The sequence below is a fragment of the Paracoccus sp. R12_2 genome, assembly GCF_017744015.1.
GTDB lineage: Bacteria > Pseudomonadota > Alphaproteobacteria > Rhodobacterales > Rhodobacteraceae > Paracoccus.
This window is the reverse complement of record NZ_JAGHRA010000007.1, coordinates 45,267-65,776: the sequence shown is the minus strand read 5'-3', so window position 1 is coordinate 65,776 and position 20,510 is coordinate 45,267. Positions and strand designations below refer to the sequence as shown.

The window sequence follows — 20,510 nt, the reverse complement described above, 5'->3', positions numbered from 1 at the left end:
TGCTGCGAGTCCGTGTGCGCCCGATTGTTGATCTGGCCGAAAGCCTAGCAACGAAAATCCGATGCGCCAAGCCGGGAAAGAGTTAACGCAAACCTGCGGCGCGGGATGATTGCAGACAAGTCTTCGCGTTGACGGGACAAAGGCTTCGGCTAGTCTGGCGCGCATGAAATTCGATGCCGCCATCATCCGTATGCCGCTGCCCGTCGATCAGGACCGTGCCCACGACATCCGCGAACGGTTCGGCGACCTGCCCGACCGCCTGACAGATCTTCTGGCAGCAACCGCGGGATGCAGCCCGTATCTTGCGGGGCTGATCGAGAAAGAGGCCGACTGGTTGCGCTCGGGGGCGCTGGATCACGCTGACGTCGTCATGCGCGAGACCGAAGGATTCGATGATCTTGACGCCCCCGAACTGGGCGCCGCGCTGCGTCGGGCAAAACGGCGCGTCGCGCTGCAGACGGCATTGGCCGATCTGGGCGGGGTCTGGCCGCTGGAAAAGGTCACCGGCGCGTTGTCCGATCTTGCGGACCGTGCGGTGGACCTGGCGTTGCGCATTCACGTCGCGGCCGAGGCGCGGCGTGGAAAGTTGCCGCAAACCGATGCTGATGCGGGCGGCATCTTCGCGCTGGCAATGGGCAAGGGTGGCGCATGCGAGCTGAACTACAGCTCTGACATCGACCTGATCGTGTTGTTCGATGAAACCGCCTATGCCGAGAAAGATCAGCACGAGGCGCGGTCGGCGCTGATCCGTGCGACGCGCAAGATGGCGGCCACGCTGTCGGACGTGACCGAGCACGGCTATGTCTTTCGCACCGACCTCAGGCTGCGTCCCGATGCCTCGGTCACCCCGGTCTGCATCTCGACGGCGGCGGCGCTGGCCTATTACGAGGCCGAAGGCCGCACATGGGAACGCGCGGCCTTCATCAAGGCCCGCGCGGCCGCGGGCGACATAGCCGCGGGTCAGCGTTTCCTGGCCGAGTTGCGCCCCTTCGTGTGGCGCAAGCATCTGGATTTCGCGGCCATCCAGGATGCCCATGACATGCGGCTTAGGATTCGTGACCACAAGGGTCTCGGCGGCCGGCTGGAGGTGCCGGGCCATAACATGAAGCTGGGTCGAGGGGGCATTCGAGAGATCGAGTTCTTCACCCAGACCCGGCAGTTGATCGCGGGGGGGCGTGACGCCGATCTGCGCCGTCGCGATACGGTCGGCGGATTGGCGGCACTGGCTGAAAAGGGGTGGATTCCGACCGACGTTGCGGACGAGCTGACGGAACATTATCGCCGCCACCGCGACATTGAACATCGCATTCAGATGGTGAACGACGCGCAGACCCACAGCCTGCCCAAGGATCGTGACGGGCTGTCGGTGATCGCCGCCATGATGGGCGAGGGCGATGTGGACGACTGGTCTGCAGGTCTGAAATCACGGCTTGAACGGGTTCACGACCTGACGGAATCGTTCTTCGCGCCGGGAGAGACGGCCGAACGCCCCGAGTTGTCGGACGAGGCGCATGCCATCATCGACAGCTGGCAGGGCTATCCAGCGCTGCGATCGACCCGCGCGCAGCAGATCTTCAAGCGGGTCGAGCCGGAATTGCTGGCAAGGATGGCGCGAACAGGACATCCCGACGAGGCGTTGGCACGTTTCGACGGTTTCCTGTCCGGGCTGCCCGCCGGGGTGCAGCTGTTTTCGCTGTTCGAGGCCAATCCGCAACTGATCGAACTGATCGTCGATATCTGCGGGACCGCGCCGGGCCTTGCGGCCTATCTTGCGCGTCATTCCGCAGTTCTGGACGCGGTGCTGGGCGGCAGCTTCTTCGCACCATGGCCGGGCATGGCGGGGCTGGACGAGAATCTGGGACGTATCCTGCGATCCGCGCTGGACGCGCCGGATGGCGGTTATGAACGCGCGCTGGATGCCGCGCGGCGGTGGGCGCATGAATGGCACTTCCGCATCGGCGTGCATCACCTGCGCGGTCTGATCGATGCCGACGAGGCGGGGACGCAATATGCCGATCTGGCGGATGCCTGCGTGCGGGCGCTGTTTCCGGCCGTGACAGACGAATTCGCGCGCCGTCATGGCCCGCCGCCCGGAAACGGGGCCGTGGTGATGGGGATGGGCTCGCTTGGCGCGCGGATGTTGAATGCGGCGTCGGACCTTGATCTGATCGTGATCTACGACGCGGACGGGGTGGACAGTTCCGATGGCCCCAAGCCCCTTGCGACCCGGGCCTATTATTCGCGGCTGACACAGGCGATGATCACGGCCCTGTCCGCGCCGACCGCCGAAGGGCGGCTATACGAGGTGGACATGCGGCTGCGGCCGTCGGGCCGGCAGGGCCCCGTCGCCACCTCGGTGCAAAGCTTCGAGAACTACCAGATGACCGAGGCCTGGACGTGGGAGCATCTGGCCCTGACACGGGCCCGCATCGTTGCCACTGCAGGGGCCGCCGGCACCGATCTTGCAGAGCGTGTAGAGGCGCTGCGCCTGAAGGTGCTGCGCGACAGGGGCAAGGACGCGCGTGTCATGCCCGACCTTGCCCAGATGCGCGCACGGATCTTTGCGGCGAAGACCCCCGATGGCCGGTGGGAGGCCAAGACAGGCCCCGGCAGATTGCAGGATATCGAACTTCTTGCACAGTCCTGCGCGTTGCGTGCCGGCGATCCGTCCCGGGCCACCCTGGCTCAGTTACGGTCGGGCAGGCGGGCTGGACTGCTGGATCGGGATCAGGCGGACAGCTTGGCGTCGATCTGGCGCCTTCTGTGGCGGCTGCACGCGTCGGGGCGGCTTTTGACCGAACGGCCCCTGGACATGACGGAGTTGGGTCGAGGCGGCCAGGAACTGCTACTGCGTGAAACCGGGCAGGGCGATCTGGATGCATTGGCGGAAAGGCTTGACGCGGCGCTGTCGGCGGCCGCGTCGATCATCGGTTCCTGCGTGCCCGGTCCGGCAACTTAGCCAGCTGCCTGCCGCAATCCGATCTTTGGTTGATCGGCAGGTGCTGTGACCGGGCGCAAAGCGCCCCCGCCCCCAACCTCGGCAAGTGGCAGAATTGCGCCCGGAGTCGGTGTGTTGTTTCCCGTTTCCACCGCCAACTCGGTCAGCGTCCGCCCGCCGATCTGGCCCAACAGAGGCAGTTGAACCGTCCCATTGTCCAATTGTGGCGACGTCTCGTCGGTCTCGGTCGCCTCGAAAATGCCGTGCGCGGTCTTGTCCCAATAGAACGGTTTGACGACGACTTCGTAGATCGCCTTCCACCCGGCCAGGCAGCCAAGCGGAAAATAGACATGCAGCGTCGGCACCCATGCAATCAGGTGTCGATGCTTGACGCCCCGCACGGCCCACATGTTGATGCCGATGCTGATCAGTTCCGAGATCACGAAGATCGCGAACAAGGCAGTGATCGCATGCCCGCCCCAGATGCCCGACAACGGCGCACGCAGCGGATGCGGCACTCCAAGGCTCAGCAACCAGAAGCTCCACAGCACCGGGGCCAGCAGATACTGAGAGAGGGTGCCGAAGAACTGGATCTGGAATCCCCAGAACCGCCACGCGCCCAGATCGCGCCACAACGCGACGGGATTGCGCATGTGGACGCCCCAGGTCATCGCATAGCCCTTTAGCCAACGAGATCGCTGCTTGACCCACGGCAGGGCGCGGCAGTTCGCCTCTTCGTCGGTGGTGGTATCAAGGATCTCGGTTCGCCAGCCGCGCCGGGCCAGCCGGACGCCCAGGTCCGCGTCTTCGGTGACATTCCATGCATCCCATGCATCGACCGCCTCCAACGCGTCGCGTCGGAAGAACAGGGTGGTGCCGCCCAGGGGAACCACCAGCCCAAGTCTGGCCACGCCGGGCAACAGGACCCGGAACCACGCCGCGTATTCGACCGTGAAGCAGCGCGCCAGCCAGTTGGTTCGCGGGTTATAGTAATCCAGCGCGCCCTGAAGGCAGGCGACATCGTCCGCCGCGAAATGAAATCCGCGCGCCACCTTGTGCAGTTGATCGGGGTCGGGCCGATCCTCGGCGTCCCAGACGCCCACGATCTCGCCCCGACAGAAATTCAGCGCATAGTTCAGCGCACGCGGCTTGGTCTGGATCGGACCTTCTGGCACCTCGACGACGCGCAGCCATCCGGGTAGCCGGGCGCCTTCCAGCGCCTTGCGCGTCACTTCGTCGTCGGCCTCGATGACCAGCAGGATGTCGGTCAGTTCGCGCGGATAGTCCAGACGCGCCAGCCGTGCCACCAGCTTGCCCGCGACATCGCTTTCCCGAAACAGCGGCACCATGACCGAGATCACCGGCAGCGCCCCATCCATCTGCGGCAAGGCGATTCGTCCGGCACGTGCCGCCCGCCGAAGATCGCGCTGCTCGGCGCGGATACGAAGTGCGGCGAAGAACGCGCCAAGCTTCAGCGCGGTTTGGGTCAGCAATGTCAGCGCCGCCCAGGCGGTCAAGGCGGTCAGCACCAAGACGGGCACCATCCACAGACCCAGCGCGATCGCAGCCATGACCGCCAGTGCCAGCTGGCCGGTGCGGCGTTCGTTGCGGGTCCGGCAGCTTTCGCCGGCGGGAACGCGCAGCTCGGCGGCACGGACCATGGCGCTGCGGCGTAGCGACAGGATCGCGTCCTGCACTTGTGCTTCTGAGCACAGCAACATGCGGATCTGTCCGAATTCGGCGGGTAGCGACGGGCTGAGCGCCTGGAACAGTTCCGGGCGTGCGGTGGCGATCCAGGTGACGCCGCCGATGCGCCGCCAAGGCAGAATGCCGTGGGTCAGGCAGAATCCGGCACCGACGGCATCGATCAGACGCGGATCGGCGGGCGTCGCCGCCGGATCGACCAAGGTGGTGCGCCATTGCCGCGACAGCGCACGGGTCAGCGCCTCGGGCGTCACCCAGCCCTGCGACTGCAGGATCTGTCCAAGCCGCGCCTTCTGACGCTGCCGCATCACGACCGCCTTCAGCAGGTTCCCCGGCTCGACCGCGCCGTCCTCGAGAAGGATCTGACCCAGAGGCAACCGATTTCGCGGGGCGAATGTCGGCGCCGCACGCTGCGGATCTACATGGTCCAGCGGGGTGGACGGGGTCAGCTCGGCGAGTTCGGACATGGACGATTCCTTCCGGGAACGCCCAGTCCTGTCACGAAAGCCGTTAAGAAGAGGTTAAGCGCAAGGCCTGCTCAGCCGCGCCGGGTACGCATCGAATCGGCGAAGCGGCGGAACAGATACAGACTGTCCTGCGGTCCCGGTGAGGCCTCGGGATGGTGCTGCACGGAAAAGACCGGCTTGTCGCTGACCCTGATACCGCAATTGCTGCCGTCGAACAGGCTGACATGGGTTTCGACCACGCCCGTTGGCAAGGTCTGACTGTCCACTGCGAAGCCGTGATTCATCGACGTGATCTCGACCTTGCCGGTCTCGTTGTCGCGCACGGGGTGATTGGCGCCGTGATGGCCGTGGCTCATCTTGACGGTCTTCGCACCCAGTGCCAGCGCCAGCATCTGGTGCCCCAGGCAGATCCCGAAGATCGGCATGTCGCGTGCCAACAGGTCGCGGATCATCGGCACCGCGTATTCGCCCGTGGCGGCCGGATCGCCCGGGCCATTCGACAGGAACACGCCTTCAGGTTCGTGTGCCATCACCTCTTCGGCGGTGGCGGTCGCCGGCAGCACGGTGACGTCGGCGCCATGAGAGACCAGCGACCTGAGGATGTTGCGCTTTGCGCCATAATCCAGCGCTACGACCTTGAAGGGTTTTTCCTCGGGCGACGTGCCGAAGCCCTGGCCCCATTCCCAGCCACCTTCCTGCCAGCGATACCCTTGCGCGCAGCTGACCTCTCGCGCCAGGTCCAGCCCGACCAGCCCCTGCCAGTCGCGCGCCTTCGCAATCATCGCTTCCAGATCGAAGTTGCCGTCCGGATCATGGGCCAGAACGACATGCGGGGCGCCCTGTTGCCGGATCGCGCGTGTCAGCCGGCGCGTATCCACGCCGCCGATCCCGATGCGACCGCGCCGCGACATCCATACGGGCAGCTGGCCAGCCGCGCGCCAGTTCGAGGGCTGCGTCGGGTCCCAGCGCACGACAATGCCGCTGGCGACAGGGTCGGCCGCCTCGTCATCTTCGCCGGTGACGCCGGTGTTGCCGATATGAGGAAAGGTGAAGGTGACAATCTGGCTGGCGTAAGAGGGATCAGTCATGATCTCCTGGTAGCCGGTCATCGCGGTGTTGAAGACCAACTCGGCTACCACCTCTCCGGTGGCGCCGAAGCCATGGCCGTAGAAGACGGTCCCGTCGGCAAGCGCAAGGCAGGCGGTCGGTTTTGCGGCCATGTCGGCACCTCTGGTCTGAAATCAGCCGGTGAATATGTTCGACGCGCAGGAAGGTCAAGCCGCGCCGGACCGCCGCGCACGGCATGGCGGCTTGATTCCCGCGCGCCTTGCGCCTACATCGCCTGCTTTGCGGCGTGTGCCAGAAGCGCGCGCCCCAAGGGATATTCCCGGGAGACTGTCTGATGGATCTGCGAGCAAGACTGCAAGCCGCCACCAAGGATGCAATGAAGTCACGCGACAGCACAAGGCTGTCCACGCTGCGGCTGATCGGCGCGGCGGTCAAGGATCGCGAGATCGCCCTGCGCGGCGGGGATGGCGAGGGCGGCGAGATGACCGAAGCCGAGCTTGTCGCGATCATGTCCAGGATGGTCAAGCAGCGTCAAGAATCGGTGCGCGCCTACGAAGAGGGCGGCCGGCTGGAGCTTGCTGCGCAAGAGCAGGAAGAAATCGAGATCATTCAAGAGTTTCTGCCAAGACAGCTAAGCGAGGCAGAAACCGTGTCCGCGATCGACAGCGTCATCAGCGATCTGGGTGCTTCAAGCATCCGCGACATGGGGCGTGTCATGGCCGATCTGCGGCAGCGCCATGCAGGTCAGATGGATTTCGGTATGGTCGGTCCGATGGTCAAGGACAGGTTGCTGAACTGATCTGTGGAAACCCTCGGCAGGTTGATGACGTTCACCTGTCGGAGGTGTCTCATGCCAGCAAGATCCAAAGCCCAGCAACGCGCCGCCGGCGCAGCGTTATCGGCAAAACGCGGCGAGACCAAGGTCGCCGATCTTCAGGGCGCGTCCCGCGAGATGTATGACAGCATGACCGAGGACGAGTTGGAGGATTTCGCCTCTACCGACCTGGACGGCTTGCCGGACCATGTCGAGGATGATCGCTGACCGCACAGGTCTTCGAGGGTCCGGCGCAGGGGCCGTCAGAGCGGTCGGTGACACTTCGTTTCGGTTCAGCTATTCACATTGGGACAGATGTGGCAGGAACGTTGTCGTGACGATCTCAGGACATGATACCGAATGACACCAGCCGCCAGGATCGCCGCTGCGATCGATATTCTGGACCATGTTCTGGACGGCGAGCCCGCTGAACGTGCGCTGTTGCGCTGGTCGCGCAACAGTCGTTTCGCGGGATCCGGCGATAGGGCTGCGGTTCGAGACCTTGTCTTCGATGCGCTGCGGCGACGCGACAGTCTGGCCCGGTTGGGCGGCAGTGCGACTGGCGGCAGGGGGCTGATGCTGGGTCATGTGCGCGCGTCTGGTCGCGATCCCGATGAGGTATTTACAGGTGTCGGGCATGCGCCTTCGTCCCTGACATACGAAGAGCGTCGTCATATGCCCGACGTTGAACAAGAGTTGGACGTTCCAGACTGGCTGTGGCCGCAATGGAAAGCCTCGCTTGGGGCCGATGCGGCAGCGGTGGCAGAGGCGATGCGTCACCGCGCACCTGTATGGCTGCGGGTCAATCCGCGTCGTTCAAGCGTCGAGGAAGCGATGGGATCGCTGCGTGCAGCGGACGTGCATGTGGAACGGCATGGTGTCCTGCAGACCGCTCTGCGGGTCTTGGAGGGTGAGCGCCGGATCGCGAGAAGCGAGGCCTATCTGAAGGGGCTGGTCGAGTTGCAGGACCTGTCGCCGCAACTTGCCTGTGCCACGGTTCCATTACGGTCGGGCGATCACGTCCTGGATTACTGTGCCGGCGGCGGTGGCAAAACCCTGGCGCTGGGTGGGCGGCAGGACGGGTTGCGCCTTGTTGCCCACGACGCCGCTACCGAGCGGATGAAGGATCTGCCTGATCGCGCGGCGCGTGCGGATCTGCGGGTCAATATTTCCAGCACGCCACAGGGACCGTTCGATCTGGTCGTCGCCGATGTTCCATGTTCCGGGTCTGGCACGTGGCGCCGCAGCCCTGACATGAAATGGCGGCTGACGCCCGGTTCGCTTTCCGCGCTGGTCAGAACCCAGTCGGAAATTCTGGATCGGGTCGCCACGCTGGTGCGCCCCGGCGGGCACTTGGCCTATATGACATGCTCGGTTCTCGATGCGGAAAACGATGACCAGATCGCCGGGTTTCTGGATCGCGACACTAGGTATCAGCGGGTCCATCGGCAATCATGGACTCCGCTGGATGCGGGGGACGGCTTCTACCTTGCCATACTGTGCAGAAAGGTCTGATAGGCCGGGGGCATCCGAATTAACGCGCTGTTAAGCGAAGTTGCGCTAAAGCTGACGGGAAAGACCGCAGGAAAGCGATTCGGATGGCGCATTGGGACGATCAGTCGGGTATTCCTCGCAGCGCATTGGCGGCACTGCCTCTGCTGATGCTGCCATTGCTTGTCGGGGCGCTGTTGCTTGTGATCCTGCCGGGAAGTGGCGCGGGTCGCGCGGCGATCGTTTTTTCGACCATCGCTGTTGCCTGGTACGTCCTCGGGGGCGCGATCGCGCTGTCACATGGTTGGCGAAAACTGTCCGGCAGGCGCGCCCTCTCGGCGATCAGGGGCGAGGTTGCTGCAGCGCCAGAGCCGGTGTGGATCTGCGATTCGGACGGGTTGGTGCTATTTCAGAACGCGGCTGCATGCCGGGATTTCGATGATATTACCGGACAGAATGTGCTGACCCTGGTGGCCCGGTTGCGCGCGGACGCGGAAAGCGATCTCGCGGATCTGTCGGCGCGCGCGTTGCGGCACGGCTCGGCCGAGATCGACTTGTCCGAAGGTGAGGTTCTGGCGCTCAGCCGGGCTGCTGACGCACCTCTGCAGGTGTGGTCCTATCACCGGCCAGGCGATGGTTTGGAAGATGAGACACTTGCAATGGACCTGGAGGACGGCGAAGCGCAGGATGAATTCGAGGCGTTGCCGGTCGCGCTGTTGCGCCTTGCACCAGAGGGGCATATTCGCGGTGCGAATGCGGCCGCGCGCGCGCTGCTTTCTCTGGATCAGGCTTCCACGCAAGGCGCTGTTCATCTGGGAAGCGTCCTGGAGGGACCGGGCCGCCCGGTCGGGGACTGGGTCTTGGATGCGAGTGCGAGGCGCATCGATGGGCGCCCGGAAATGTTGCGTTTGCGCGGGAATGACGGGGATGAAGACGTGCATCTTCAGGTGACCCTGGCCCCGGATCCGACGGTTCGGGCCGGGGTGATCGCGGTGCTGAATGATGCCAGTGCGCTGAAGACGCTGGAGGCGCAGTTCGTCCAAAGTCAGAAGATGCAGGCGATCGGTCAGTTGGCGGGCGGTGTTGCACATGATTTCAACAACTTGCTGACAGCCATCAGCGGACATTGTGACCTGCTGATGCTGCGCCATGACAAGGGGCATCCCGATTACTCTGATCTCGATCAGATCAGCCAGAACGCCAACCGCGCCGCCGCTCTTGTCGGGCAGTTGCTGGCCTTCTCACGCAAGCAGACGCTGAAGCTGGAGACGTTGGACCTGCGCGACACGCTGGCCGACCTGGCCCATCTTCTGAACAGGCTGGTTGGTGAGCGCGTGGCCCTGACCATCAACCACGACCCCGCCTTGCGCCCGATCCGGGCCGACAAGCGTCAATTGGAGCAGGTTATCATGAATCTCGTCGTCAATGCCCGCGACGCAATGCCCGAGGGTGGCGAAATCAGGATCGATACAGAGAATGTGCATCTTTCCGACGCCTTGCGACGCGACCGGGTCGCGCTGCCCGCCGGTGACTATGTTCGTGTCCGCGTGATCGATGAGGGCTGCGGCATATCGCCAGATCACCAGGCAAAGATGTTCGAACCCTTCTTTACGACGAAGCGTGTCGGCGAGGGGACGGGGCTTGGCCTGTCGACCGCATATGGCATCGTCAAGCAGACCGGCGGTTATATCTTCTGCGATAGCGTGACCGGGCAGGGAACCTGTTTTTCACTGTATTTCCCGGCGCATGCTGATGCTGCGATCCACATATCCCCTGTGTCTGCCGCACCTGCGGAGGCTACAGCACCGTTGCCGACACGACAGGCTACGATCCTTCTGGTAGAGGATGAGGCGCCTGTCCGCGCATTCGCGGCGCGTGCCCTGAAGCTCAAGGGTTACGACGTCCTTGAGGCCACGAACGCCGAGCATGCACTGGATCTGCTGTCGGACAGCCGGCTGACAATCGATGTTTTTGTGACAGACGTCGTGATGCCCGGCATGGACGGGCCCAGTTGGGTCCGCACGGCGCTTAGGGATAGGCCGGGGACTCGCGTCATCTTCATGTCAGGCTATACCGAGGACATTTTCGGAGAGGGGCATGCCCCGGTCCCGAATTCGCTGTTTCTTGCGAAGCCGTTCACGCTTGCGGAACTGACCCATCTTGTCGAGGCGCAGCTTGCAGGGACCGGAGCGCCGACACTGCATTAAACATCGCCAGCCGCCGCCTCGTCTGTGCCGTTGTCCTTTCCGATCTTCGCGTAAAGCGATATGTCATCACGAAGGCATTCGCGCAGCAGAGTTTCCTCGTCTTGGTCAAGACGCACATCGACCGAGGGGGGCACGTTGATACGCGGAAGTTCGATCGCACAATTCAGGCGATCTTCAAGAAATTCCACGAATCCAGCCATGTCTTCGTATCGGAAGATCCGGTCGACATGTCCATGGTCATCGGTCAGGAACTCGGATTGCGTCCCGATCATCAGGCTGGCACGACCTCCTGGCGAGATGTAGTCGCGCACAAAGCGGCTGAAACTTACGCCTTCCATGCGGTGTAGAGGATCTTCAAGATCGTCCCTCAACTTGAAGCGATACCAGCTGCGAAGCCAGTCCACCGGCTCGCGCATCAGCGCGACGGTCGTGAAGCGATCGCCCGTCTGTGCGTCAAGCCACGGGGCCAGATGGCTGCGATAGCTGGAAATATTCGTGTGCTTGAGGACGGCCGGGCGTTGGATCGCTGCGGAGGAAAGGGATTCAAGTGCCGTCTCGACCGCGGTGGAGCCTGCCTTTGGGGTCGCAAGAAAGACCAGCCGTTCTTCCCAGAAGATCAACATGTCCGAACTGTCCTGTGGCTGTCGCGTCGGGCGCGATAACGACAGAGATGCCGGTTGTAAACGCTTTGTTAAGCGTTGGGCGGGATAATCGCAGCAAGATTATGCGAAACGGCGGTGTTCGGCCTTGAAAAGCAAAGCTAGATCGCGCAAAGGTTAACACAAGAACAAGAAGTGAACATATCCCCCACGGCTCGACAGATTGCCCCGCTTCGAGGGCTGTGAAATAACGGTGAGGACAACATGGCACAGGCGAGCATTTTCGACATGAATGACAAACGCGGCGCGGACAAGCAGAAGGCGCTGGACAGTGCCCTGGCACAGATCGAGCGTCAGTTCGGCAAGGGCTCGATCATGAAGCTGGGCAAGGACAACCCGGTGACCGAGATCGAGGCAACATCGACCGGCTCGCTAGGGCTGGACATCGCCCTTGGCATCGGCGGTTTGCCCAAGGGACGCATCATCGAGGTCTATGGCCCTGAAAGCAGTGGCAAGACGACGCTGACGCTGCATGCGGTGGCCGAAGAACAGAAGAAAGGCGGCGTTTGTGCCTTCGTCGACGCGGAACATGCGCTGGATCCGCAATATGCGCGCAAGCTGGGCGTCAATCTTGACGAATTGCTGATCAGTCAGCCCGATACCGGCGAACAGGCGCTGGAAATCGTCGATACGCTGGTCCGTTCCGGCGCGGTCAACATGGTGGTCGTCGATTCGGTTGCCGCGCTGACCCCAAAGGCCGAGATCGAAGGCGATATGGGCGATCATCAGGTGGGTGCGCAGGCGCGCCTGATGAGCCAGGCAATGCGCAAGCTGACCGCCAGCATCGGCCGGTCGAACTGCATGGTGATCTTCATCAACCAGATCCGCATGAAGATCGGCGTGATGTTCGGCAACCCTGAAACCACTTCGGGTGGGAACGCGCTGAAATTCTATGCATCGGTCCGTCTGGATATCCGCCGCACCGGATCGATCAAGGACCGCGATGAGGTTGTCGGCAACTCGACCCGCGTCAAGGTGGTCAAGAACAAGGTCGCGCCGCCGTTCCGGCAAGTCGAATTCGACATCATGTATGGCGAAGGCATCAGCAAGATGGGCGAATTGATCGATCTGGGTGTCAAGGCTGGTGTGGTTGAAAAGTCGGGCGCTTGGTATTCCTATGGCGATCAGCGGATCGGGCAGGGACGCGAGAACGCCAAGCAGTTTCTGCGTGAGAATCCCGACGCCGCCACCGAGATCGAAGACAAGATCCGCGCTAGCCACGGCCTGGATTTCGGCACCGCTGGCGGCGAGGAAGAGGCGCTGACCGAAGACTGAGCCGAACTTGACGATTCGTGCCGCGCCGGGGGTATCACCCGGCGCGGCAGGTTTCTTCGCGAGTTTCACCTGCCAGACAATGCGCTGACTTCCTTCATGGCGATCAGACTGCGCGGCGCCTTGGATCGCTGGACAGCGAACCCCGCGGGGGCTAGACCGGGCGACAGCCCGGCTGTGGCCGGAAAGCATGCTTGCGATGAAGGCCCCTCATGCCCAGTCTGAACGATATCCGATCCACCTTTCTCGGCTTCTTCGAGAAGAACGGTCACCGCGTGGTCGACAGCAGCCCGCTGGTGCCGCGAAACGATCCCACGCTGATGTTCACCAATTCCGGGATGGTTCAGTTCAAGAACCTGTTCACCGGTGTCGAGACGCGCGACTATAACCGCGCCACGACGGCACAAAAATGCGTCCGCGCGGGCGGCAAGCACAACGATCTGGACAATGTGGGCTATACGGCCCGTCACCATACGTTCTTCGAGATGCTGGGCAATTTCAGCTTCGGCGATTATTTCAAGTCCGAGGCGATTCCCTATGCGTGGGAATTGCTGACAAAGGATTTCGGCATTCCGAAAGACAAGCTGCTGGTCACGGTCTATCACACCGATGACGAGGCCGCTGATATCTGGAAGAAGGTCGCGGGTCTGTCGGATGACCGCATCATTCGCATCCCCACCAGCGATAATTTCTGGCAGATGGGCCCTACCGGACCCTGCGGTCCCTGCACCGAGATCTTCTTCGATCATGGCGACCATATCTGGGGTGGCCCTCCGGGTTCTGCCGACGAGGACGGCGACCGCTTCATCGAGATCTGGAACCTGGTCTTCATGCAGAACGAGCAGTTCGAGGACGGCTCGATGCGCGCGTTGGACATGCAGTCGATCGACACGGGAATGGGGCTGGAACGGATCGGCGCGCTGCTGCAGGGCAAGCACGACAACTATGACACCGACCTGATGCGCAGCCTGATCGAGGCGAGCGCGCATGCGACCAGCGCCGATCCCGATGGACCCGGCAAGGTGCATCATCGCGTGATCGCCGACCACCTGCGCTCGACCAGTTTCCTGATCGCAGATGGCGTGATGCCCAGCAACGAAGGTCGCGGCTATGTGCTGCGTCGCATCATGCGACGCGCGATGCGCCATGCCCATATGCTGGGCGCGCAGGATCCTGTCATGCACAGGCTGGTTCCCGCGCTGGTTCATCAGATGGGCGTTGCCTATCCCGAACTGAATCGTGCGCAGGCCCTGATCGAGGAAACCCTGCGATCCGAGGAAACCCGTTTCCGGCAGACGCTGGATCGCGGTCTGCGCCTGCTGGATGACGAATTGGGCAAGCTTCCCGAAGGCGCGAACCTGCCCGGCGAAGCTGCCTTCAAGCTGTATGACACCTATGGTTTCCCGCTGGATCTGACGCAGGACGCGCTGCGCGAGCAGGGCAGGGCAGTGGATATCGCGGGTTTCGACAGCGCCATGGCCGAACAGAAGGCCAAGGCACGAGCGGCCTGGGCCGGCAGCGGCGAGACGAAGGACGCCGCGATCTGGTATGATCTGGCCGATCAGCATGGCGCGACCGAATTCCTGGGCTACGATACCGAAGAGGCCGAGGGGCAGGTCATGGCCCTGGTTCAGGACGGTGCCGAGGTTGCCGAGGCCCGGGAAGGCGACTCGATCCAGATCGTGGTGAACCAGTCGCCGTTCTACGCTGAGTCGGGCGGTCAGGTCGGCGATAGCGGTCTGATCAAGACCGAGACCGGCGCCGCGCGCGTGACCGACACCAAGAAGGTCGCGGGCGTGTTCGTACATGAGGCCGAGGTGACGATGGGAACGCTGGCCCGCGGTCAGGCTGCGCAGCTGTCGGTGGACCATGATCGTCGCGGCATGATCCGGGCCAACCATTCGGCCACGCACCTGCTGCACGAGGCTTTGCGGCGCACGCTTGGCGAACATGTCGCACAGCGCGGCAGCTTGAACGCGCCGGATCGGCTGCGCTTTGACTTCAGCCACAACCATGCGGTCGGCGCTGAGGAAATGGCGAAGATCGAAGGCGAGGTGAACGACTATATCCGCCAGAACAGCCCCGTCGAAACCCGCATCATGACCCCCGACGATGCCCGCGCCATCGGTGCGCAGGCGCTGTTTGGCGAGAAATACGGCGATGAGGTACGGGTCGTTTCGATGGGCCAGCAGGCCAATTCGGGCAAGGGCGGCGACGGTCAGACCTATTCGCTGGAGCTTTGCGGCGGCACCCACGTCGCGCGCACCGGCGATATCGGGGCATTTGCCCTGCTGAGCGACAGCGCCTCGAGTGCGGGGGTGCGCCGGATCGAGGCGCTGACCGGGCAGGCGGCGCTGGAGTATTTGCGCGGCGCCGACCGTCAGTTGGGTGAGATTGCGGTCATCCTGAAGGCGCAGGCTGGCGATGTCGTGAACCGCGTGCGCGCGCTTTCGGATGAACGCAAGGCGCTGGCAAACGAGGTCGCACAGCTGAAGCGTCAGTTGGCGATGGGCGGTGGCGGAGCGGCCGAGGCGAAAGAGATCGGCGGCGTCAAGTTCATCGGCCGCAGGGTCGAGGGTGTCGGCGGCAAGGAGCTTGGTCCTCTGGTCGATGAGATGAAGGCGCAACTGGGCAGCGGTGCCGTGCTGGTCCTGGCTGAAGCCGACGGAAAGGCGACCGTCGCGGCGGGCGTGACCCCGGATCTGGTGGAACGTCTCAGCGCGGTGACGTTGGTTCAGGCGGCAACGGTTGCGCTTGGCGGCAAGGGGGGCGGTGGCCGCCCCGACCGCGCACAGGGCGGTGCGCCCAGCCTTGATGCCGCCGATGCCGCGTTTGCCGAGGTCGAGAAGCTGATCGGAGAGATAGCATGACCGCACTTTGGATCGCCCATGTCCATGTGACCGATGCCGAGGCCTATGGTCGCTATGCGAAAGCGGCCGGCCCTGCCATCGCGGCCCATGGTGGCGTCTTTCTGGCCCGCGGTGGGCGCTACAGGCAAATGGAAGGCGGCGATCGGTCACGCAATGTCGTGGCCCGCTTTCCCAGCCTTGAGGCCGCAGTTGCCTGTTACGAGAGCAGCGAATACCAGGCTGCCCTTGAACATGCCAAGGGCGCGGCCGAGCGCGACCTTGTGATCGTCGAGGAAACCCCGCCCTCATCTGAATAGGTGAACGTCTCAGACTTTCGTGCTAGGGCTGCCGCAAAGACGTCATGACACGAAGGGGCAGGATCATGTGCCGTTGGGCCGCCTATGTGGGCCAACCCATCTTCCTTGAAGATATCGTCAGCCTCCCGGCGCATTCGCTGATCCGGCAAAGCCAGGGCGCGACGCGCTGCACGACGCCGGTCAATGCCGATGGATTCGGGCTGGCGTGGTATGGCGAACGGCCCGAGCCGGGCCTGTATCGCGACGTGATGCCCGCCTGGTCGGACTGCAACCTGCGCAGTCTGGTCGGGCAGGTGCGCTCTGGCCTGTTCATGGCTCATGTCCGCGCCTCGACCGGCACCGCGACCAGCCGCAACAATTGCCATCCTTTCGCCGTCGGAAACTGGTCCTTCATGCATAATGGCCAGTTCGGCGGCTACGAGGCTTTCCGTCGCGACGCCGATTATCTGATACCCGATGCGCTGTATGGACACCGCAAGGGCGCGACCGACAGTGAGGCGTTGTTTCTGATCGCACTGGGTGAGGGTCTGGCCGACGACCCGATCGGCGCGATGAGCCGCGCCATCGGGCGCCTGTCGGCCCTGTCGGACAGCCGGGGCATGGCACCGCATGTTCGCGTCACCTGCGCCTTTTCGGATGGCACCCGCCTGTTCGCACTGCGCTGCGCGAGCGACGACCATGCGCCCACGTTGTTCCATCGCTGGTCCGACAGCCGCAATGGGCGGGCGGTGGTGTCAGAACCTCTGGAGACGGATGAGGATGACTGGCAAGAGGTGCCGTCGGGCAGCTTCTGCATCTTCGAGGGGCAGGACGTGAAGATCAGCGATTTCCGGATCGAGGAAACGCCGCAGGTTGAGTGACCTCAGCCTTGCAAATCTGCCTTGTGGTCGGATCCACTTTCCGCCTTGTTCGACAGCTTGGGATCGGCGGGTTCGGATGAAACCGCGCGGCCAGGTGATGCGGCTTCAGGCAGATGCGGGGTGGGGCGCGGCTGCGGCGCAGGCGACGCCGCGGCGGGATATTCCGGCTGCGGCCTGCGTTCCATATCCGCGACGCTGCCGGCCGATGCGGTCTGTGGGCGGCGGAAAATCAGCAGATTGTGATAGACGGTGGCACGCCCCGTCAGTCCGCTGCGCTCTTCCGAAGGAAGAACATCGGCCCGAATATACTCCCAGCCGTCCGATGCCATCCGGTTCAGCTCGGCCGCGACCGCCAGGGCGTACCGGTCTGTCGGGGTCTTCGCGTCTTTCGCCTTTTCGCCGCGGGTCGGGGCCGGAATGGCGGTATATTCGAAGCGCATCGTGCTGTCCTGCCTGAGATCCGAGATGACAGATAAAGCAGTCGCCGCCACAAGGAAAGTGCGTGCGGGTCGCTCGGTTCGGCAAATCTGCGTCGGTTGTGTGGCCCGGCACTCGGCATCAGATGGGATGCTTGACCGGACCGCCACGCTTCGGTATCAGCGCGCGGTGCCTGAAATCGGGCATCGACTGTTGAAACCAAGAAATGCCGTGGCCATCCTGTCTCGCTTCGAGGATGTGTCCGGCCAAGGAGAAGCGACATGAAACTGCATGAAATTCACGATAACGAAGGCGCGAACCGCAAGAAAAAGCGTGTTGCGCGTGGCCCCGGCTCTGGCAAGGGTAAGACCGCTGGCCGCGGTATCAAGGGTCAGAAGTCGCGTTCCGGCGTCGCGCTGGGTGGCTACGAAGGCGGCCAGATGCCGCTGTATCGCCGCCTGCCCAAGCGTGGCTTCACCAAACCGAACGCAAAAAGCTTCGCGGTGATCAACCTGGGTCAACTGCAGTCCTTCGTGGATGCAGGCAAGCTGGACCCCAAAGCCGAAGTGACCGAGGATTCGCTGGTCGAAGCCGGTATCGTTCGCCGCAAGCTGGACGGTGTGCGTCTGCTGGCGAAAGGCGAACTGAAGGCTGGGCTGACCATCGTCGTCACCGGCGCGTCCAAGGCTGCTGTCGAGGCGGTCGAGAAGGCGGGCGGCAAGGTGACGCTGCCGGCTGCTGCGGCGGCCGCGGAATAAGCTGTTGATTGGGGCGCACGCGCCCCATAGATAGCAAAGCAGGTTTTCCAGGCGCCGCCGGTCCCCGGAAACGGGTCGGCGGCGCTGTCATGACACGGGACGGATTCACATGGCGTCAGCCGCAGAACAGATGGCCGCTAACCTCTCTTGGGGGGCATTGGGCAAGGCCACGGAACTTCGCCAGCGCATCTGGTTCACGATCGGACTGCTGATCATCTATCGCCTAGGTACCTATATCCCGGTGCCCGGGATCGATGGCGCCGCGCTGCGGAACTTCATGGAACAGGCGCAGTCGGGTATCGGCGGCATCCTGTCGATGTTCACCGGCGGCGCGCTGGGGCGGATGGGCGTCTTCGCGCTGGGGATCATGCCTTATATTTCGGCCTCGATCATCGTCCAGTTGCTGGCATCCATGGTGCCGTCGCTGGAGCAGTTGAAGAAAGAGGGCGAGCAGGGCCGCAAGAAGATCAACCAGTACACGCGCTACGGCACCGTGCTGCTGGCGCTGTTCCAGGCTTACGGCCTGGCACGCAGCCTGGAGGCTGGCGGACTGGCGCACACGCCGGGTCTGTTCTTCCAGGCCTCGGTCGTGATCACGCTGGTCGGCGGGACGATGTTCCTGATGTGGCTGGGTGAACAGATCACCGCGCGCGGGATCGGTAACGGCATTTCGCTGATCATCTTCGTCGGCATCGTCGCCGAGATTCCCGCCGCGCTGGCCAATTTCTTTGCGCAGGGACGGTCGGGTGCAATTTCCACACCGGTGATTCTTGGCGTGATCGTCATGGTGGTCGCGGTGATCGCCTTCGTGGTCTTCATGGAACGCGCGCTGCGCAAGCTGCGCATCCAGTACCCGCGGCGTCAGGTCGGCATGAAGATCTATGATGGCCAGTCGTCGCATCTGCCGATCAAGGTGAACCCGGCGGGTGTGATCCCGGCGATCTTCGCCAGCTCGTTGCTGCTGCTGCCGGTCACCATCTCGACTTTCTCGGGCAACCAGGCGGGCCCGATCATGTCCACGATCCTGGCATATTTCGGACCCGGGCAGCCGCTTTACCTGTTGTTCTTCGCGGCGATGATCGTGTTCTTCGCTTATTTCTATACCCAGAACGTGTCGTTCAAATCCGATGACGTGGCCGACAACCTGAAGAATCAGGGCGGTTTCATCCCCGGCATCCGTCCGGGCAAGCGGACCGAAGAATATCTGGATTACGTCGTGAACCGTGTGCTGGTCATCGGTTCGGCCTATCTGGCAGGGGTCTGCCTGCTGCCTGAAATCATCCGCCACCAGTGGTCCGTGCCGTTCTATTTCGGCGGCACATCGGTCCTGATCGTGGTTTCGGTGACGATGGACACGATCAACCAGGTGCAAAGCCATCTGCTTGCACATCAATACGAAGGCCTGATTGAGAAATCCCAGCTGCGTGGTAAACGGAAGCCGGGAACCGCGAAGCCGCGCCGCGCACCGTCGCGTCGCTGAGACTGACTGAAGAACAGCCAGCCGAGGGGGACAGGCTTTCATGACGATCAATATCATTCTTCTGGGGCCTCCGGGTGCCGGCAAAGGAACGCAGGCCAAGAAACTGGTCGAAGATCGGGGCGTGGTGCAGTTGTCGACGGGCGACATGCTGCGCGCGGCCCGCAGTTCAGGCACGGAAATGGGCAATCGCGTCGCGGCTGTCATGGACCGCGGCGAACTGGTTACCGATGAAATCGTCATCGGCCTGATCCGCGAAAAACTGGAAGAGGGCGGCAACGGCTTCATCTTTGACGGCTTCCCGCGCACGCTTGCTCAGGCTGACGCGTTGGGCGATCTGTTGACCGAGATGGGCATGAAACTGGATGCCGCGATCGAGCTGAAGGTCGATGACGAGGCGCTGGTTGCCCGCATCGTCAAGCGCGCCGAGGAATCGCGCGCTGCCGGCGAGCCTGTGCGCAAGGACGACACGCCCGAGGTCTTTTCCGACCGCCTGCGCGAGTACTACAAGAAGACCGCGCCGCTTCTTGGTTACTATTATGCCAAAGGCGATCTTCAGCAGGTGGACGGCATGGCGTCGATGGACCAGGTGGCCGCCCAGATCGCGGACGTTCTGGGGAACTGAAACCGTCGCCTTGATCCGCTTTGCGGCTTGTCAAGATGAATTCGACGCCTGCCCTTGACGGGGCAGGCGTCTGCCTTTAGATCACGGCATCTCGCAAGAGAATCATCCGCATGTCGGGTGGACGATAGACTGGCCCGAAGGCACGGCCCTCGGGCCTTGTGTTGTGAAAAAAGGTTCCGGTGCTACGGAACCGCAACTGGAAAAGGATAACGCGTGGCTCGTATTGCTGGCGTCAACATTCCGACGGGGAAACGTGTCCCCATCGCACTGACCTATATCCATGGCATCGGCTCCATGTATGCCGAACAGATCTGCGAGGCCGTCGGCATTGACCGCGCGCGCCGCATCAACGAGCTTTCGGATGCCGAAGTTCTGCAGATCCGTGAGTATATCGACGCCAATCTGACCGTCGAAGGCGATCTGCGCCGCGAGAACCAGATGAACATCAAGCGGATGATGGATCTGGGGTCGTATCGTGGTCTGCGTCATCGTCGTGGCCTGCCGGTCCGCGGTCAGCGCACCCACACCAATGCCCGCACCCGCAAGGGCCCGGCGAAGCCGATCGCCGGCAAGAAGAAGTAAGGGGG

17 protein-coding genes are annotated in these 20,510 nt (G+C 63.1%); 13 read left to right on the top strand and 4 right to left on the bottom strand.

Annotation, left to right across the window (positions count from 1 at the left end; genetic code table 11):
* Positions 1 to 163: 163 nt before the first annotated feature.
* A complete protein-coding gene (locus tag J7359_RS10235) occupies positions 164 to 2,959 on the top strand; it encodes a glutamine-synthetase adenylyltransferase (RefSeq protein WP_209056546.1) in 2,796 nt (931 codons plus the stop codon).
* Here the strand turns inward: J7359_RS10235 and J7359_RS10230 are convergent.
* Together J7359_RS10230 and carA are read right to left on the bottom strand one after the other, a co-directional pair.
* Positions 2,956 to 5,109: a glycosyltransferase gene (locus tag J7359_RS10230; protein ID WP_209056545.1), complete on the bottom strand. Its 2,154-nt coding sequence runs from the start codon at positions 5,107 to 5,109 to the stop codon at positions 2,956 to 2,958. The genes J7359_RS10235 and J7359_RS10230 overlap by 4 nt on opposite strands.
* A 71-nt stretch (positions 5,110 to 5,180) precedes the next feature.
* Positions 5,181 to 6,329 carry a glutamine-hydrolyzing carbamoyl-phosphate synthase small subunit gene (carA, locus tag J7359_RS10225; RefSeq protein ID WP_209056544.1) on the bottom strand — a complete coding sequence of 383 codons (1,149 nt, stop codon included), beginning with the start codon at positions 6,327 to 6,329 and terminating at the stop codon, positions 5,181 to 5,183.
* Positions 6,330 to 6,511: 182 nt separating this feature from the next.
* Here carA and J7359_RS10220 point away from each other — a divergent pair, with 182 nt between their 5' ends.
* The 4 genes from J7359_RS10220 (at position 6,512) to J7359_RS10205 (ending at position 10,689) form a co-directional block, all read left to right on the top strand.
* A complete protein-coding gene (locus tag J7359_RS10220) occupies positions 6,512 to 6,976 on the top strand; it encodes a GatB/YqeY domain-containing protein (protein ID WP_209056543.1) in 465 nt (154 codons plus the stop codon).
* Positions 6,977 to 7,027: 51 nt separating this feature from the next.
* Positions 7,028 to 7,219, top strand: a complete 192-nt coding sequence (locus J7359_RS10215) for a DUF3008 family protein (protein WP_209056542.1) — start codon at positions 7,028 to 7,030, stop codon at positions 7,217 to 7,219.
* A gap of 132 nt (positions 7,220 to 7,351) precedes the next feature.
* The gene (locus J7359_RS10210; RefSeq protein WP_209056541.1) at positions 7,352 to 8,506 is read left to right on the top strand and encodes an RsmB/NOP family class I SAM-dependent RNA methyltransferase; all 1,155 of its coding nucleotides are present in this window, start codon (positions 7,352 to 7,354) and stop codon (positions 8,504 to 8,506) included.
* 83 nt (positions 8,507 to 8,589) lie between these two features.
* The gene (locus J7359_RS10205) at positions 8,590 to 10,689 is read left to right on the top strand and encodes a PAS domain-containing sensor histidine kinase (protein ID WP_209056540.1); all 2,100 of its coding nucleotides are present in this window, start codon (positions 8,590 to 8,592) and stop codon (positions 10,687 to 10,689) included.
* On the opposite strand, the gene J7359_RS10200 is transcribed toward J7359_RS10205, so the two are convergent.
* Positions 10,686 to 11,312 carry a sulfotransferase family 2 domain-containing protein gene (locus J7359_RS10200; RefSeq protein WP_209056539.1) on the bottom strand — a complete coding sequence of 209 codons (627 nt, stop codon included), beginning with the start codon at positions 11,310 to 11,312 and terminating at the stop codon, positions 10,686 to 10,688. The two genes, J7359_RS10205 and J7359_RS10200, sit on opposite strands and share 4 nt — an antisense overlap.
* A gap of 240 nt (positions 11,313 to 11,552) precedes the next feature.
* Here J7359_RS10200 and recA point away from each other — a divergent pair, with 240 nt between their 5' ends.
* From recA to J7359_RS10180, 4 genes are all read left to right on the top strand, one after another.
* Positions 11,553 to 12,623 carry a recombinase RecA gene (gene recA, locus J7359_RS10195; RefSeq protein WP_209056538.1) on the top strand — a complete coding sequence of 357 codons (1,071 nt, stop codon included), beginning with the start codon at positions 11,553 to 11,555 and terminating at the stop codon, positions 12,621 to 12,623.
* Positions 12,624 to 12,832: 209 nt separating this feature from the next.
* Positions 12,833 to 15,490 carry an alanine--tRNA ligase gene (gene alaS, locus J7359_RS10190; protein WP_209056537.1) on the top strand — a complete coding sequence of 886 codons (2,658 nt, stop codon included), beginning with the start codon at positions 12,833 to 12,835 and terminating at the stop codon, positions 15,488 to 15,490.
* Positions 15,487 to 15,786 carry a DUF1330 domain-containing protein gene (locus J7359_RS10185; protein WP_209056536.1) on the top strand — a complete coding sequence of 100 codons (300 nt, stop codon included), beginning with the start codon at positions 15,487 to 15,489 and terminating at the stop codon, positions 15,784 to 15,786. The genes alaS and J7359_RS10185 overlap by 4 nt, the downstream gene beginning before the upstream one ends.
* A 65-nt stretch (positions 15,787 to 15,851) precedes the next feature.
* Positions 15,852 to 16,646: a class II glutamine amidotransferase gene (locus J7359_RS10180; protein ID WP_209056535.1), complete on the top strand. Its 795-nt coding sequence runs from the start codon at positions 15,852 to 15,854 to the stop codon at positions 16,644 to 16,646.
* Between the two features lie 2 nt (positions 16,647 to 16,648).
* On the opposite strand, the gene J7359_RS10175 is transcribed toward J7359_RS10180, so the two are convergent.
* A complete protein-coding gene (locus tag J7359_RS10175) occupies positions 16,649 to 17,233 on the bottom strand; it encodes a DUF4177 domain-containing protein (RefSeq protein WP_348524369.1) in 585 nt (194 codons plus the stop codon).
* 111 nt (positions 17,234 to 17,344) lie between these two features.
* Between J7359_RS10175 and rplO the strand changes: the two genes are divergently transcribed.
* From rplO to rpsM, 4 genes are all read left to right on the top strand, one after another.
* On the top strand, positions 17,345 to 17,821 hold the full coding sequence (gene rplO, locus J7359_RS10170; protein WP_209056534.1) for a 50S ribosomal protein L15: 477 nt from the start codon (positions 17,345 to 17,347) through the stop codon (positions 17,819 to 17,821).
* Between the two features lie 109 nt (positions 17,822 to 17,930).
* On the top strand, positions 17,931 to 19,301 hold the full coding sequence (gene secY / locus J7359_RS10165; RefSeq protein WP_209056533.1) for a preprotein translocase subunit SecY: 1,371 nt from the start codon (positions 17,931 to 17,933) through the stop codon (positions 19,299 to 19,301).
* A 40-nt stretch (positions 19,302 to 19,341) separates the two neighbouring features.
* Positions 19,342 to 19,923, top strand: coding sequence for an adenylate kinase (locus J7359_RS10160; protein ID WP_209056532.1), 582 nt, complete (start codon positions 19,342 to 19,344; stop codon positions 19,921 to 19,923).
* A 213-nt stretch (positions 19,924 to 20,136) separates the two neighbouring features.
* A complete protein-coding gene (gene rpsM / locus J7359_RS10155) occupies positions 20,137 to 20,505 on the top strand; it encodes a 30S ribosomal protein S13 (protein ID WP_209056531.1) in 369 nt (122 codons plus the stop codon).
* Positions 20,506 to 20,510: the final 5 nt, after the last annotated feature.

Coding starts and splice junctions, on each gene's coding strand:
- J7359_RS10235 (WP_209056546.1), top strand. CDS start 164: ATGAAATTCGATGCCGCCATCATCCGTATGCCGCTGCCCGTCGATCAG.
- J7359_RS10230 (WP_209056545.1), bottom strand. CDS start 5,109: ATGTCCGAACTCGCCGAGCTGACCCCGTCCACCCCGCTGGACCATGTA.
- carA (WP_209056544.1), bottom strand. CDS start 6,329: ATGGCCGCAAAACCGACCGCCTGCCTTGCGCTTGCCGACGGGACCGTC.
- J7359_RS10220 (WP_209056543.1), top strand. CDS start 6,512: ATGGATCTGCGAGCAAGACTGCAAGCCGCCACCAAGGATGCAATGAAG.
- J7359_RS10215 (WP_209056542.1), top strand. CDS start 7,028: ATGCCAGCAAGATCCAAAGCCCAGCAACGCGCCGCCGGCGCAGCGTTA.
- J7359_RS10210 (WP_209056541.1), top strand. CDS start 7,352: ATGACACCAGCCGCCAGGATCGCCGCTGCGATCGATATTCTGGACCAT.
- J7359_RS10205 (WP_209056540.1), top strand. CDS start 8,590: ATGGCGCATTGGGACGATCAGTCGGGTATTCCTCGCAGCGCATTGGCG.
- J7359_RS10200 (WP_209056539.1), bottom strand. CDS start 11,312: ATGTTGATCTTCTGGGAAGAACGGCTGGTCTTTCTTGCGACCCCAAAG.
- recA (WP_209056538.1), top strand. CDS start 11,553: ATGGCACAGGCGAGCATTTTCGACATGAATGACAAACGCGGCGCGGAC.
- alaS (WP_209056537.1), top strand. CDS start 12,833: ATGCCCAGTCTGAACGATATCCGATCCACCTTTCTCGGCTTCTTCGAG.
- J7359_RS10185 (WP_209056536.1), top strand. CDS start 15,487: ATGACCGCACTTTGGATCGCCCATGTCCATGTGACCGATGCCGAGGCC.
- J7359_RS10180 (WP_209056535.1), top strand. CDS start 15,852: ATGTGCCGTTGGGCCGCCTATGTGGGCCAACCCATCTTCCTTGAAGAT.
- rplO (WP_209056534.1), top strand. CDS start 17,345: ATGAAACTGCATGAAATTCACGATAACGAAGGCGCGAACCGCAAGAAA.
- secY (WP_209056533.1), top strand. CDS start 17,931: ATGGCGTCAGCCGCAGAACAGATGGCCGCTAACCTCTCTTGGGGGGCA.
- J7359_RS10160 (WP_209056532.1), top strand. CDS start 19,342: ATGACGATCAATATCATTCTTCTGGGGCCTCCGGGTGCCGGCAAAGGA.